Origin of the sequence: Streptomyces sp. NPDC020489 (assembly GCF_044386545.1) — a bacterium.
GTDB lineage: Bacteria > Actinomycetota > Actinomycetes > Streptomycetales > Streptomycetaceae > Streptomyces.
In genome coordinates this window covers 211,279-225,878 of the sequence record NZ_JBIRUZ010000003.1, presented here as the reverse complement: position 1 = coordinate 225,878, position 14,600 = coordinate 211,279, and the positions used below count along the sequence as shown (strand labels likewise).

Annotated in this window: 9 protein-coding genes; 2 read left to right on the top strand and 7 right to left on the bottom strand. The window is 68.4% G+C overall.

Annotation, left to right across the window (positions count from 1 at the left end):
* Positions 1-143 precede the first annotated feature (143 nt).
* From ACH41F_RS08120 to ngcE, 7 genes are all read right to left on the bottom strand, one after another.
* Positions 144-1,466, bottom strand: a complete 1,323-nt coding sequence (locus ACH41F_RS08120; RefSeq protein ID WP_398833858.1) for a sugar ABC transporter permease — start codon at positions 1,464-1,466, stop codon at positions 144-146.
* Positions 1,463-2,254 (bottom strand): ATP-binding cassette domain-containing protein, encoded by a 792-nt coding sequence (locus ACH41F_RS08115; protein ID WP_391233799.1) that lies wholly within the window; start codon positions 2,252-2,254, stop codon positions 1,463-1,465. The genes ACH41F_RS08120 and ACH41F_RS08115 overlap by 4 nt, the downstream gene beginning before the upstream one ends.
* A gap of 242 nt (positions 2,255-2,496) precedes the next feature.
* Positions 2,497-3,582, bottom strand: a complete 1,086-nt coding sequence (locus ACH41F_RS08110) for a substrate-binding domain-containing protein (protein WP_391233999.1) — start codon at positions 3,580-3,582, stop codon at positions 2,497-2,499.
* Positions 3,583-3,715: 133 nt separating this feature from the next.
* Positions 3,716-4,915 carry an ROK family protein gene (locus ACH41F_RS08105; RefSeq protein ID WP_391233798.1) on the bottom strand — a complete coding sequence of 400 codons (1,200 nt, stop codon included), beginning with the start codon at positions 4,913-4,915 and terminating at the stop codon, positions 3,716-3,718.
* 214 nt (positions 4,916-5,129) lie between these two features.
* Positions 5,130-6,065, bottom strand: coding sequence for an ABC transporter permease subunit (locus ACH41F_RS08100; protein ID WP_391233797.1), 936 nt, complete (start codon positions 6,063-6,065; stop codon positions 5,130-5,132).
* Between the two features lie 20 nt (positions 6,066-6,085).
* Positions 6,086-7,015 carry a carbohydrate ABC transporter permease gene (locus ACH41F_RS08095; RefSeq protein WP_398833855.1) on the bottom strand — a complete coding sequence of 310 codons (930 nt, stop codon included), beginning with the start codon at positions 7,013-7,015 and terminating at the stop codon, positions 6,086-6,088.
* A gap of 73 nt (positions 7,016-7,088) precedes the next feature.
* Positions 7,089-8,531 carry an N-acetylglucosamine/diacetylchitobiose ABC transporter substrate-binding protein gene (gene ngcE / locus ACH41F_RS08090; RefSeq protein WP_391233795.1) on the bottom strand — a complete coding sequence of 481 codons (1,443 nt, stop codon included), beginning with the start codon at positions 8,529-8,531 and terminating at the stop codon, positions 7,089-7,091.
* Positions 8,532-8,877: 346 nt separating this feature from the next.
* Between ngcE and ACH41F_RS08085 the strand changes: the two genes are divergently transcribed.
* Entirely contained in the window at positions 8,878-12,636 is a 3,759-nt protein-coding gene (locus ACH41F_RS08085) for a GH92 family glycosyl hydrolase (protein WP_398833853.1), read from the top strand.
* A gap of 19 nt (positions 12,637-12,655) precedes the next feature.
* Positions 12,656-14,584: an alpha-glucuronidase gene (locus ACH41F_RS08080; RefSeq protein ID WP_398833851.1), complete on the top strand. Its 1,929-nt coding sequence runs from the start codon at positions 12,656-12,658 to the stop codon at positions 14,582-14,584.
* Positions 14,585-14,600: the final 16 nt, after the last annotated feature.

Sequence of the window (14,600 nt, the reverse complement as noted above, 5' to 3'; positions counted from 1 at the left end):
GTCTAATGTTCCGCCCGTGCGGGCGATGCTCGGGAGGTGCGTCATACGTCACGCGATCGGCTGTACCCAAGATCACCAGTTCTTACGACATGAAAGAGCCCGGCACCGTGGCGGTGCCGGGCTCCGTCGTGCCCCGAGGGGTGTCAGCCGCGTCCGGCGGCCTTCTGGCTCCGGCGGGAGACCGAGTCGATGACGACCGCGCCGAGCAGGACACCACCGGTGATCATGTACTGGATCGAGGTGTTCATGTTCAGCAGGTCCAGACCGGTCTGGATCGACTGGATGACCAGCATGCCCAGCAGCGCGGACCACACCGAGCCACGACCGCCGAACAGCGACGTACCACCGATGACCGCGGCCGCGATGGCCAGCATCAGGGTGTTGCCGCCACCGGCGTTCAGCGTCGCGGACGCCGTCTGACCGGCGAAGAACATACCGCCGATGGCCGCGAAGCCACCCGCGATGGCGAACACGGAGATCCGGATCGCCGCCACGTTGATACCGGCGCGCCGGGCGGCCTCGATGCCGCCGCCGACCGCGAAGACCTTGCGGCCGAACGTGGTGCGGCGGAGCACGAAGTCCACGATCACCAGCGCGGCGAGGAAGAGCACCAGCGAGTTGGAGACACCCGCGGCGTTGTTCAGCACGGCCGCGGCGGCGAAGGACGCCACGGCGAGCAGGCCGACGCGCAGCAGGATCTCGCTGGTCGGCCGGAACGGCACACCCGCGGCCTTGCGGCGGCGCTGGTCCATCAGGGAGCCCACGAGCATGGACGCCACGCCGAGACCAGCGAGCAGGTAGGCGCCGACGATGGCCTGGTCCATGAAGAACGAGCTCTGGCCCAGCAGCTTGATCGGGCCGCTGTCGGCCGGGATGTTGATCGTGCCGCTGTCACCGAGCAGCCACAGCATCAGACCGTTCCAGCCGAGGAAGCCGGCCAGGGTGACGACGAACGCCGGCACACCGATCTTGGCGAAGAACCAGCCGTGCAGGATGCCGATGCCGATACCGGTCAGGACGGCCAGGACGAGGGCCAGCCACTGGCCCATGCCGTGGTTGACCACGAACACCGCGAAGATCGTGGACGCCAGACCGCTGACCGAGCCGACGGACAGATCGATCTCGCCGAGCAGCAGCACGAACACCAGGCCGATGGCGAGCATGCCGGTGGCCGACAGGAAGTAGCTGATGTTGGACAGGTTGTCCGCGCTCAGGAACAGGTCGTTCTTCAGCTGGAAGATCGTCCAGATGACGATCAGGCCGACGACGACCGGCAGCGAGCCGAGCTCACCGCCCTTGACCTTGCGCTTGAACTCGGTCCAGTAGCCCTTGAGGCCCTCCTCGCGGATGAGCAGACGAGGGTCGACGACGGAGACCGGGGCGGCCGTGGGGTCGTCGGCGGGGGCCACCGTGGTCTGTTCCTCGACCACGCCCTGCGTCTTGTCTACCTTCGACGTGTCGCTCACTTTGCCGCCTCCGTGCTGCGACGCCCCGCACGACGGGTCACGGCGTTGTCCGTGGCGCCCGTGATGGCGGCGATGATCTCTTCGTGGGTGGTGTCCTTCACCGAGAAGGAACCGTTGTTCTTACCCAGGCGCAGCACGGCGACGGTGTCGGCGACTGCCTTCACGTCGGCCATGTTGTGGCTGATGAGGATGACGCCCAGGTTGCGCTCGCGCAGCCGCTCGACCAGGTCGAGGACCTGCGCGGTCTGCTCGACGCCGAGGGCCGCGGTGGGCTCGTCGAGGATGACGACCTTGGGGTCACCGATCAGGGCGCGGGCGATGGCCACGACCTGGCGCTGGCCACCGGAGAGGCTCGCGATCGGGATGCGCACGCTGGGAATGCGGATGGAGAGCGTGGACAGCAGCTCGCGGGCCTTCTGCTCCATCGTGACCTCGTCGATGACGCCGCGGTGCAGCAGCTCGCGTCCGAGGTAGAGGTTGCCGACGACGTCCAGGTTGTCGCACAGGGCGAGGTCCTGGTAGACCGTCGCGACGCCGAGTCCCTGGGCGTCGTGCGGCTTGTTGATGCTGACCGGGGTGCCGTCCCACTCGATGACGCCCTCATCGATGGGGTGGACGCCGGCGATCGTCTTGACCAGCGTCGACTTTCCGGCGCCGTTGTCGCCGACCAGGGCGACCACTTCTCCGGCGTGGACCTCCAGTTCGACATCGGTGAGGGCTTGCACCGCACCGAATCGCTTGGAGACTCCGCGCAACGCCAGCACGGGCGTAGCGGACACGTGAACCATCTCCTTCGCCGCCTGACCGGCGGGGATGCCGCGCTTGGGGTAAGGCGCGGAGGGGCGTGCTCAGAGCACGGATTTACTGGATGAACATGCGCGCGGTCGTGGCGTCCTGGCAACGGCCGCGTGCGACATGCTTCCGTCCGGCGCCCGTCCCACAGCGGGGTTGGAGGGTGGGACGGGCGCCGGACAGGCTTCTGCCTGCCGCGGGGGCGCGCCGTGCGGACGGCACGCCCCGGGGGCGGGGGTTACTTCAGACCGGCCTTCTTGCACGCGGCGGCGTACTCGCCGGCGCAGATCTGGTCCACGGTGTACAGCTTGTCCTTGATCACCGTGTCCTTGATGTTGTCGACGGTGACGGAGACCGGGGTCAGCAGCTGCGAGGGCACCTTGTTCCCCGAGCCGTTGGTCAGGGTCTGGGTGGCGAGGTCGTCGATGCTCTTGCCCTCGACCAGGTTGACCGCGAGCTGGGCGGCGGCGTCCGCCTCCGGCTTGAAGGCCTTGTAGACCGTGCTGGACTGGGTACCGGCGACGATGCGCTGGATACCGGCGAGCTCGGCGTCCTGACCCGTCAGCGGGATCCCGGAGATGCCGGCGCCCTTGAGGGTGTTGGCGATACCACCGGCCATGCCGTCGTTGGCGGCGTAGACACCGGCGATGTTCTTCTTGCCGAGCTGGGTGATGGCCGCGGACATCTTCTGCGCGGCGACCGAGTCCTTCCACAGGCCGGACTGCTCGTAGGCGATCTTGACCTTGCCGTCGAGGACGCTGTGGGCGCCCTTCTTGAACAGCGCGGCGTTCGGGTCGGCGTCGTCACCGTTGATCATGACGACGTTGGACTTCGGGGTCGCCTTGTCGCCGAGGGCGTCGAGCAGGGCCTGGCCCTGGAGCTGGCCGACCTTCTCGTTGTCGAAGGAGACGTACGCGGAGACCGGGCCCTGGGCCAGACGGTCGTACGCGATGACCTTGACGCCCTTCTTGGTCGCGGCGTCGATCGAGGACTTGATGGCCGCCGAGTCCTGGGCGGAGATCACGATGACCTTCACGCCCTTGGTGACCATGGTGCTGACCTGCTGGGCCTGCTTGGCGGCGTCGGCTCCGGCGTTGGCGTAGGAGACCTTGCAGTCGGAGCAGAGCTCCTTGACCTTGTCCTCGAAGAACGGACGGTCGAACTGCTCGTAGCGCGTGGTGACGCTGTCGGGCAGGAGCAGACCGATCGACTTGTTGCCGGAGTCGGAGCTGCCGCTGTCGTTGTCGTCGTCCCCGGCCTTGCCGCAAGCGGCGGCCGTGAGGGCGAGAGCCGAGACCAGAACGGGTACGGCCGCACGACGCATAAGCGTGTTCACTTCAGAAACCTCCCTGACGAGGCCGCGTCGTTGCGGCCGAGGTGGCTGGAAGTCAACTCGGCCACACGTGCGACGTCAAGAAGTAAATACTTAACGGCTTGGCAACGGCGCGTTTCGTTCTCTAAGTGAAGGCAGGCGCCGCACCGTGCAGCGTGCCGTCCAAAAGGGTCGAATCACCCATCTCGCTGAGTGCGAGAGCGAGTGCTCCGAGCACCTCCGCACGACCCCCAAGTGCCCCGGGGAGAACGGACAGTTGACGCGCCGCGCTCGGGATCGCATAGCGGCCGACAGACTCCCTGATGGGCCCGAGCACCAGCTCACCGGCCTCCGCGAGATCACCGCCGAGGACCACCCTGCTCGGGTTCAGGAGATTGCAGAGATTGGCGACTCCACTGCCGATGTGGCGGCCGACGTCGGCGATCACCCGACGACAGCCCGGGTCTCCGTCCCTGGCCAGCCGCACCACACCTTCCATCGTCAGATCGGTGCCGTGACTGGACTGGAGGAGCGGCAGCACATAGCGCGCGGCCGCGAAGGTCTCCAGGCAGCCACGGTTTCCACAGCGGCAGACCGGGCCGGATTCATCAAGAGTAATATGCCCGATTTCTCCCGCTGTGCCACCCGGGCCCCGGTAGATCTTGCCGTTGATGACCAGTCCGGCGCCGACACCGCTGGCGACCTTGATGTACGCCAGGTCCCTGGCCCCCCGCCCTGCGCCCCACACCATCTCGCCGAGGGCGCCCAGGTTGGCGTCGTTGTCGACGTGCACGGGGACGCCCAGACGGCCGCCCAGCTCTTCGGCGGGCTTGGTGCCGATCCAGCCCGGCAGGATCGCGGAGGAGCCCAGCGAGCCGGACTCCAGATCGATCGGGCCGGGGACGCCGAGACCCACCCCGGCGATCTTGGACCGGTCGACGCCGGTGGCCGCGATCAGGCGGTTGACCAGCTCTTCCGCCCGGTCGAACCCCTGGGTCGAGGAGGCGTCCACGTCCAGTGGCTCGGACTCCTCGGCCAGGACCTGATGGGCGAGGTTGCCGACGGCGACCCGCAGGTGCGTATGCCCGAAGTCGACGCCTATGACGATGCCGGCGTCACCGCTCAGCGACACGCTGCGGGCCCGCCTGCCGCCCGCCGACGTGGGCGTGACCTCGACGGTTCCGCCGTCCTTGAGCTCGCGGACGATGTTGGAGACGGTCGCGGCGGACAGCCCCGTGCTCCGGGCGATCTCCGCCTGGGTGAGCGACCCGGCCAGCCGGACGGCCCGGACGACCCGTTCCAGGTTGGCTCGGTGCAGCGACGACTGCGACCCCGGAGTCTCCACGACGACCTCCTGCGCGCGGGACCGCTTCTATGAGGCCCCGTGAATGTCCAACTAGTGAACTCTAAGCTGAGCCGTTCGGGTCGCCTTCCGTCAAGAGGTTGAACAGTATCCGCGGCGCCGGGCACGCGGGCGTACGCCGCTCCCGACGCGGGGAACGGCGTGCGCACGACCGGTTTCGCAGCGCTACGGGCGCTTCACTTCCGCTACGGGCGCCTCACTTCAGGGTCGCCGATGTCAGGCCCGCCTGCACCTGGCGCTGGAAGGACAGGTACACCACCAGCATCGGGATCATGGCGATGGTCACGCCGGCGAACAGCACGGGCAGGTCGGAGGCGTACCCCTGCTGCTGCTGGAGCTGGATGAGCCCCTGGGTGAGGACGTAGCGCTCGGGGTCGTCCCCGCTCTGCGGCTGCATCAGGACCGTCGGCAGGATGAACTGGTTCCACTGGCCGAGGGTGTTGAAGATGCCGACGCTCAGCAGGCCCGCCTTCGCCATCGGCAGCATCACCTGGAAGAACGTCCGGGTGTGCGAGGCCCCGTCCAGGATCGCCGCCTCGAAGACCGCGGTCGGCAGGGTCCGGAAGAAGGAGTGCATGAAGAAGACCGTGAACGGCATCGAGTAGGCGACGTACACCAGGATCAGACCCTGGTAGGTGTTCAGCATGTCCAGCCGTTTGACCATGAAGAAGAGCGGGACCAGGGCCAGGAACACCGGGAACATCGCGCCGGCCACGAAGAAGTAGTACAGCAGCCGGTTGCCCCAGAACTCGTAGCGGGCCAGCACGTACGCCGCCATCGAGCCGAGCAGCATCGTCAGCGGCACCGAGAAGACCAGCACGATGACGGTGTTGACGAAGTAGTCGCCGATGCCCTTGTCCCAGGCGCGGGAGAAGACGTCCAGCGACCAGTTCTGCGGCCAGCCGAAGGCCGAACCGCCGATCTGGGCGTCGGTCCTGAAGGAGCTCAGGACCAGCCACAGCAGGGGCAGCACGATCAGCAGCGCCCACAGGGCGAGGAAGCCGTGCGAGAAGACGTTCAGGACGAGGCCTTCACCACGCTGGTCGTCCGGGCGGGCCGGGACCTTGCCGACCGGGGGCGGGGCCGGGACCGAGCCGCCCGCGGCGGAGGTCTCCTTGAGGGGTGCGCTCATGGGTCGCCTTCTCTCCCCGCTCAGAACTCGACGCGGTCGCGGCGGGTCGCGCGCAGCGTGAACACGGACACGATCAGGGTGAGGACGAGCATGACCACGCCCATGGCGCAGGCGTACCCGCTCTTCCCGTACAGCAGGAAGTTGCGCATCATCACGGTCGCCATGACCTCGCTGTGGTGGTCGGGGCCGCCTCCGTAGTCGCCGGAGGTCATCGTGGAGACGAGGATGAACATGTCCATCGCGGCGATGCCGAGATAGACCCAGGCGGTCTGCACGGACTCCCACAGCAGGGGCAGCGTGATCCGGAAGAAGGACTGCCCGCGGCCGGCGCCGTCGATGAGCGCGGCCTCGTAGATGTCCTTCGGGATGGACTGCATGGCGGCGGAGAACAGCACCAGGTAGAAGCCGACCCCGTGCCAGACGACGACCGCGAGCAGGGCCCAGATCACCATGTTCGGCTCGTTGAGCCACTCCACGGGAGCATCCGCACTGACCAGACCCAGCTTGATGAGGGCGCCGTTGAGCATGCCACCGCCGTCACTGCGGTAGACGGCGCCGAACAGCACCGCCATGATCGCCAGCGACAGCACCTGCGGGAAGAAGTAGACGACTTTGTAGTACTTGGACCCGGCGACACCCGTGACTCCGCCGGCCCGGCTGCGCCCGCCGACGTTCAGCATGAAGGCGAAGAACAGCGCGAGCAGAATGGTGACCACGGGGATGAAGATCAGGAACAGGATGTTGTGCCAGATGGCCCCCATGAAGATGTCGTCCTGGAACAGCGCCTTGTAGTTGTCCAGGCCGACGAAATGGAAGGTCTGCGACTGTCCCTTCCAGTCGGTCAGCGAATAGCCGAACGTCTGGATGTACGGCCAGATCACGAAGATCACATAGAGCGCCACGGGAGCGAACAGAAATCCCGCGACGAACCGGTACTGCCCTTTGCGCATGGCGTTTTCCTGCCCCTGATGTCCCGTTCCGGGCCGGATCCCTCCGGCCCGGAACGCGGTCGGCCTCGCGGGATCAGTCCCGGTGGTTCTTCTTGGACTCCGGGTCCTTGGCCTGCTTGTCCACGGCGGCCTGGGCCCGCTTCAGCCACTCCTTGGGCTGGATGCGCTTGGCCATCAGCTCGTTGGAGGCGTTCTCGATGGCCGTCCCCATCTCGCTGTACCACTCCGTGTACAGGAAGCGGAAGGTGTTCTCCCCGGCCGCCTTGGACGCCTCGACCGTGGACTGGGTGCCCGGGCGCAGCTGGACGCCGGTGTCGACGCCGTCCTTGAGGATGGTCAGCGAGTTCGCCTCCTTGGCGAACGACGTCGACCACTCCTTGGAGAGCATCATCCGCATGAACTCCTTGGCCGCGGGGAGGTTCTTGGCCTTGGACGGGATGATGAAGGGCTCACCGGAGCCGGCCCGGATCGCCTCGAAGGGCAGCTTGCTGTCGGGCAGCAGCGGCATCGGCAGGAACTTCATGTCGAAGTCGGACGGTGTCGTCTTCAGCTGCTCGTTCTCCAGCCAGGAGCCGCTGGTGATGAAGACCGCCTTGTACTGGTTCCACCGGGTCTGGGACTCGGTGTGCGTCAGGCCGTTGGTGCCGGGCATCAAGTAGCCCTTCTCCACGAGCTCGTAGACCGCCTCGACGGCGGCCGCGGCGGCGTCGGAGCCGACGAACGCGTTGGGCTCGAGGTTGTCGATCGCCTTCATGGCCTCCAGGCCGCCGGTCTTGGCGATGAGGTCCATGATCGCGACGTTGATGTAGTACGGGTACTTGCCCTGGTGGGCGAGGCCGCCGATGCCCTGGGACTTGGCGTCCTTGCAGATGGCGAGGAAGTCGTCCCAGGTCTTGGGCTCGGTCCAGCCCTTGTCCTTGAAGAGCTTGCCGGAGTACCACAGGCCCCACACCGTGTAGATGTAGTTCAGGGCGACGACCTTGCCGCCCTGCATGCCCGATTCGAGGGTGCCGGGGACGAGGGTGTCGCGGACCTTCTTGGCCGGGTCGTCGACCGACGGGGCGTCGAGGACCTCCGCGAGGTCGAGCAGCTGGCCGTTCTTGTGGAGCACGTCGATCGGGATCTGCTGGGCGCCCGAGTCGTCCACGATGTCCGGCGGGTTGCCCGCGTTGAAGCGCGGCTGGAGCTTGCCGGTGATCTCCTGGGTGCCGGTGTGGGTGGAGGTGACCCCCCACTTCTTCTGGAAGCTCGCCTCCCACGCCTTGGCGTAGTCGTCGCCGTAGCCGCCCTTGAAGATGACGACGTCGAGCTTGCTGCCCTTCTTGACGCCGAAGGGATTGTCCTTGGACGTCTTGCCCTCGGTGTCGTTGTCGGAACTGTCGTCCCCGCCACCGCTGGCGCAGGCGGACAGGAAGCTCATGGTGGGGACGGTGATCAGACCGAGGGCGGCGGACCGCTTGATCAGATCGCGGCGGCCTACAGAGCTTTCGGTGTTCTCGGCGGAAGTGGATCCCATGCTCAAGTCCTCGCCTTCTCCAGGACTCAGGCGGTGAACCGGATCCTCCCCGGCACCGCGATCGGGTCACGCTGGGTCGTGCAGGAAGTGCGGTGAATCGCCGACAGGTATAGTCCACTTCCCGCCAAGGGAGCAAGATCGAATGCAAGGTTGGCCATGGGTCTTTTCCGAGTTGAGACCTGGCGGAAATATGTACGGCCTGTGCGTTCCCTGACGGAAAAACACGTGTCATTGCGCCCGAATGCCACAGCCAACGCCCTTGACATCCTTGACCACTTGAGACACAACTGATCCTTGCGCATCGAAGTTGACAACGTTGTCCGCGATGGCAGGAGGGTGCTGACGCATGCGGCACAGACGGTGTTCGGCGGTCGTTCTCACGGCCGCCTTCGCTTTGGCGACGAGTGCACAGGGGGCGGCGACGGCACTGCCGGAGGCCCCCGACCGGGGCCGGGCGTTCGCGTCCTCCTTCGAGGCGGACGACCCGCCACCGGACTGGCTCAACACCGTGGAGCGCTCCTCGGGCGTCGACGGCGGCTACAGCACCGGCATCCCCGGCAACGTGACCGACCATGTCACCGACGTCCGCGCGAGCGCCGAGAACACGGGCGGCGGCGAGGTGAAGGAGAACCTCACCGACGGCGAGCCCGGCACCAAGTGGCTGGCCTTCGAGACCACGGGCTGGGTGGAGTTCGACCTGGACAAACCGGTGAAGGTCGCGACGTACGCCCTCACCTCCGCCAACGACCACGCCGAACGGGACCCCCGGGACTGGACCCTGAAGGGCTCGGCCGACGGCAAGGAGTGGAAGACCCTCGACACCCGCGCCGGGGAATCCTTCGCCGAACGCTTCCAGACCAGGTCGTACCAGCTCGCGGACCCGGCCGGGTACCAGCACTTCCGCCTCGACGTCACCGCGAACAACGGCGCCGACGGCCTCCTCCAGCTCGCCGACGTCCAGTTCTCCACCGGCGACGGCGAGGGCCCGGTCCCACCGGAGATGCTCTCGCTGGTCGACCGCGGCCCCAACGGCTCCCCCACCGCCAAGGCGCGGGCCGGCTTCACCGGGAAGCGGGCGCTGCGGTACGCGGGACGGCACACGGCCCCCGGGCGGGCGTACTCGTACAACAAGGTCTACGACGTCGACGTGGCCGTCGTCCGGGACACCCGGCTCTCCTACCGCGTCTTCCCGTCGATGGCGGACGGCGACCTGGACTACGCGGCGACCAACGTGGCCGTGGACCTCGCCTTCACCGACGGCACCTATCTGAGCGCGCTCGGCGCCCGGGACCAGCACGGCTTCGAGCTGTCCCCGCGCGGGCAGGGCGCCGCGAAGGTGCTGTACGTCAACCAGTGGAACGACGTCGCCTCGCGGATCGGCTCGGTGGCGGCCGGGAAGACCGTCGACCGGATCCTGGTGGCCTACGACGCCCCGAGCGGGCCGGCGAGGTTCCGCGGCTGGCTGGACGACGTACGGATCGAGCCGGTGGCCCCCGAGAAGCCGAAGGCCCATCTCTCCGACTACGCGCTGACCACCCGCGGCACCCACTCCAGCGGTGCCTTCTCCCGCGGGAACACCTTTCCCGCGGCCGCCGTGCCGCATGGCTTCAACTTCTGGACGCCGGTGACCGACGCCGGTTCGCTCAGCTGGCTGTACGACTACGCGCGGGCCAACAACGACGACAACCTGCCGACGATCCAGGCGTTCAGCGCGAGCCATGAGCCCAGCCCCTGGATGGGCGACCGGCAGACCTTCCAGGTGATGCCCTCGGTGGCCGCCGGTGTCCCGGACACCGGGCGCCAGGCGCGGGAGCTGGCCTTCCGGCACGAGAACGAGACCGCGCGGCCGTACTACTACGGGGTGCGCTTCGAGAACGGGCTGAAGGCGGAGATGGCGCCGACCGACCACGCGGCGGCGCTGCGCTTCACCTACCCGGGCGACCGGGCGAGCGTCCTGTTCGACAACGTCACGGACCAGGCGGGGCTGACGCTGGACCAGGCGAACGGGGTGGTGACCGGCTACTCGGACGTGAAGTCCGGGCTCTCGACGGGCGCGACCAGGCTGTTCGTGTACGGGGTCTTCGACCGGCCCGTGAAGGACGGCGGGGCGCAGGGGGTGAAGGGCTACCTGCGGTTCGACGCCCCCACCGTGACCCTGCGCCTGGCGACCTCGCTCATCAGCGTCGACCAGGCCCGGGAGAACCTGCGGCAGGAGATCCCGGACGGCACCTCCTTCGAGACCGTCCGGGACCGTGCCCAACGCCAGTGGGACCGGCTGCTCGGCACGGTCGAGGTCGAGGGCGCGACACCGGAGCAGCTCACCACGCTCTACTCCAGCCTGTACCGGCTCTATCTGTACCCCAACTCCGGTTTCGAGAAGGTGGGTTCCACCTACCGGTACGCCTCGCCCTTCTCGCCGATGCCCGGACCCGACACCCCGACGCACACCGGCGCGAAGATCGTGGACGGCAAGGTGTACGTCAACAACGGCTTCTGGGACACCTATCGGACCACCTGGCCGGCGTACTCGCTGCTGACACCCACTCAGGCAGGCGAGCTAGCCGACGGTTTCGTCCAGCAGTACAAGGACGGCGGCTGGACCTCGCGCTGGTCCTCCCCCGGTTACGCGGACCTGATGACCGGCACCTCCTCGGACGTCGCCTTCGCGGACGCATACGTCAAGGGGGTCGACCTCGACGCGGGATCCGCCTACGAGGCGGCCGTGAAGAACGCGACGGTCGTGCCGCCGACGCCGGGCGTGGGCCGCAAGGGCATGGAGGCCTCGCCCTTCCTCGGCTACACGAGCACCGAGACGCACGAGGGCCTGTCGTGGGCGCTGGAGGGCTACCTCAACGACTACGGCGTCGCGCGGATGGGACAGGCGCTCTACGCGAGGACGGGCGAGAAGCGATACCGGGAGGAGTCGGCGTACTTCCTCAACCGGGCCCAGCAGTACGTGAACCTCTTCGACTCCCGGGCCGGGTTCTTCCAGGGGCGCGACCGTGCCGGTGACTGGCGCGTGGACTCCGCGACGTACGACCCGCGCGTGTGGGGCTACGACTACACGGAGACCAACGGCTGGGGGTACGCCTTCACCGCCGCCCAGGACAGCCGGGGCCTGGCCAACCTCTACGGCGGCCGGCGCGGGCTCGCCGACAAGCTCGACGAGTACTTCGCCACCCCGGAGACCGCCTCGCCGGACTTCGTCGGCTCCTACGGCGGCGTCATCCACGAGATGACGGAGGCACGGGACGTCCGGATGGGCATGTACGGGCACTCCAACCAGGTCGCGCACCACGTGACGTACATGTACGACGCGGCCGGGCAGCCGTGGAAGACTCAGCGCACCGTCCGTGAGGTGCTGTCCCGGCTGTACACCGGTAGTGAGATCGGGCAGGGCTACCACGGCGACGAGGACAACGGCGAGCAGTCGGCCTGGTTCCTCTTCTCCGCGCTGGGCTTCTATCCGCTGGTGATGGGCAGCGGGGAGTACGCCGTCGGATCACCGCTGTTCACCAAGGCGACCGTGCATCTGGAGAACGGACGGGACCTGGTGGTGAGGGCGCCGAAGAACAGCGCGCGCAACGTGTACGTTCAGGGCCTGAAGGTCAACGGGAAGACCTGGACGTCCACTTCGCTCCCGCACTCGCTGCTCGCCAAGGGCGCGACGCTGACCTTCGACATGGGTCCCCGGCCCTCTTCCTGGGGCACGGGCAAGAACGCGGCACCGGTGTCGATCACCCAGGACGACGAGGTGCCGACGCCCCGCGCGGACGTGCTGAAGGGTCCGGGCGGCCTCTTCGACGACACCTCGGCGACCGAAGTCATCCTGTCGGAGGTCGAGTTGCCGGTGACCAAGGGCGTCGAGGCCGTGCAGTACACCCTCACCTCACCCGCCGACCGGGCGAAGGCGCCCACGGGCTGGGAGCTCCAGGGATCGGCCGACGGGACCTCGTGGCGGACCGTGGACAGGCGGTCCGGTGAACGGTTCGCCTGGGACAGGCAGACACGCGCGTTCACGGTGGGGACACCGGGTACGTACGAGAGGTACCGCCTCGTCCTGGACGGCGAGGCGACCGTGTCGGAGGTCGAACTGCTGGCCTGAACCGAGGAGTTGGGGTCTCATGCAGGGTGTCGACGCCGCCTGGCTGCCGGACGGGGCGTTCCGGCAGGTCGGCACCCGGCGGACCCTCGTGCGCGGGACCGGGCCGCTGGTGGAGACGGTGCGCCACGAAGTGGACCGGGCCCGCGCCCGGTTCGGGGGCGGCGTCGCGGGGGACGGCGACGCCGACCTGGTGCTGGAGCTGACCGGCGACGACGGCGGCGAGGCGTTCACCTACGAGCGCCGTGACGGCCGCACGACCGTCACGGCGAGCGGCGGGCCCGGGCTCCTCCACGGCTTCTTCCATGTCGTACGGCTCGGGAAGGCGGCGTTCGAGGGTTCCTGCGCCCGACAGTCGCATCGGCCCGGGTTGGCGCTGCGCATGCTGGACCACTGGGACAACGTGGCCGTGCACCCGGTCATGGGCCAGGTGGAGCGCGGGTACGCGGGTGGGTCGCTGTTCTGGGCGGACGGGCGGGCGCGCGGGGAGCTGGAGCGGGTGCGGGCGTACGCCAGGCTGCTCGCGTCCTGCGGGATCAACGCCGTGGCCGTGAACAACGTCAACGTGCACGCGGTCGAGGCGCGCCTGCTGACCGACCGGATCGGCGAAGTCGCCGCGATCGCCGCGCAGTTCAGGGCGTACGGCATCCGGACCCATCTGTCGGTCACCTTCGCCGCGCCGGTGCTGCTCGGCGGACTCGCCACCGCCGATCCGCTGGACCCGAAGGTGCGCGCCTGGTGGGCGGAGGCGACCGCACGGGTGTACGCGGCGATACCGGACTTCGGCGGTTACGTGGTGAAGGCCGATTCCGAGGGGCAGCCGGGGCCGTTCGCGTACGGGCGTACGCACGCCGAGGGCGCCAACATGCTGGCCGCGGCCCTCGAACCGCACGGCGGCACCGTCCACTGGCGCGCCTTCGTCTACGACCACCGCCAGGACTGGCGGGACCGGACGACGGACCGGGCGCGCGCCGCGTACGACCATTTCGTGCCGCTGGACGGGGAGTTCGCGCCGAACGCGGTGCTCCAGGTCAAGCACGGGCCGATGGACTTCCAGGTGCGCGAGCCGGTCTCCCCCCTGATCGGCGCGATGCCGGGCACGCGGCTGGCGGTGGAGCTCCAGGCCACCCAGGAGTACACCGGGCAGCAGCGGCACGTGTGCTGGCTCGGACCGATGTGGAGCGAGGTGCTGCGGTTCCGGCCCGAGGGGGCGGCGGTGGCGGAGCTCGCGGACGCCCTGGTCGCCGTCTCCAACGTCGGCGACGACCCGTTCTGGACCGGTCACCCGCTGGCCCAGGCGAACCTCTACACCGTCGGACGGCTCGCCTGGCAGCCCGAGGCGGACCCGGCCGCGATCCTCGACGAGTGGATCCGGCTCACCTTCCCGGCACCGGCGGCCGCGGGGGTGCGCTCGGTGATGCAGGAGTCGTGGCGCACGTACGAGAAGTACACCGCGCCGCTCGGGGTCGGGTTCATGGTGCAGCCCGGTCACCACTACGGGCCGAGCGTCGACGGCTACGAGTACAGCCCCTGGGGGACCTACCACTTCGCCGACCGGGACGGCGTCGGCGTCGACCGGAGCGCGGCGACCGGCACGGGGTACGCGGCGCAGTACGGCCCCTCCTGGGCCGAGGTGTACGAGTCGCCGCGGACCTGCCCCGACGAGCTGCTGCTGTTCTTCCACCACGTGCCGTACGGGCATGTGCTGCACAGCGGGAAGACCGTGATCCAGCACATCTACGACACCCACTTCGAGGGGGTCGAGGAGGTGGAGAAGGCCCGGACGGTGTGGGCCTCGCTGGCGGGTCTCGTCGACGACGGGTGCCACGCGCGGGTGGCGGAGCGGTACGAGGAGCAGCTCCGCGGCGCCCGCGAGTGGCGTGACCAGGTGAACAGCTACTTCTTCCGGAAGTCGGGGGCGCCCGACGCACACGGGCGCCGCATCCACTGAACGCGCTCGGGGTCGT

Excerpts from the sequence above, each read along its gene's own strand:
- ACH41F_RS08095 (WP_398833855.1), bottom strand. The coding sequence starts at position 7,015 with ATGCGCAAAGGGCAGTACCGGTTCGTCGCGGGATTTCTGTTCGCTCCC.
- ACH41F_RS08110 (WP_391233999.1), bottom strand. The coding sequence starts at position 3,582 with ATGCGTCGTGCGGCCGTACCCGTTCTGGTCTCGGCTCTCGCCCTCACG.
- ACH41F_RS08115 (WP_391233799.1), bottom strand. The coding sequence starts at position 2,254 with ATGGTTCACGTGTCCGCTACGCCCGTGCTGGCGTTGCGCGGAGTCTCC.
- ACH41F_RS08080 (WP_398833851.1), top strand. The coding sequence starts at position 12,656 with ATGCAGGGTGTCGACGCCGCCTGGCTGCCGGACGGGGCGTTCCGGCAG.
- ngcE (WP_391233795.1), bottom strand. The coding sequence starts at position 8,531 with ATGGGATCCACTTCCGCCGAGAACACCGAAAGCTCTGTAGGCCGCCGC.
- ACH41F_RS08085 (WP_398833853.1), top strand. The coding sequence starts at position 8,878 with ATGCGGCACAGACGGTGTTCGGCGGTCGTTCTCACGGCCGCCTTCGCT.
- ACH41F_RS08100 (WP_391233797.1), bottom strand. The coding sequence starts at position 6,065 with ATGAGCGCACCCCTCAAGGAGACCTCCGCCGCGGGCGGCTCGGTCCCG.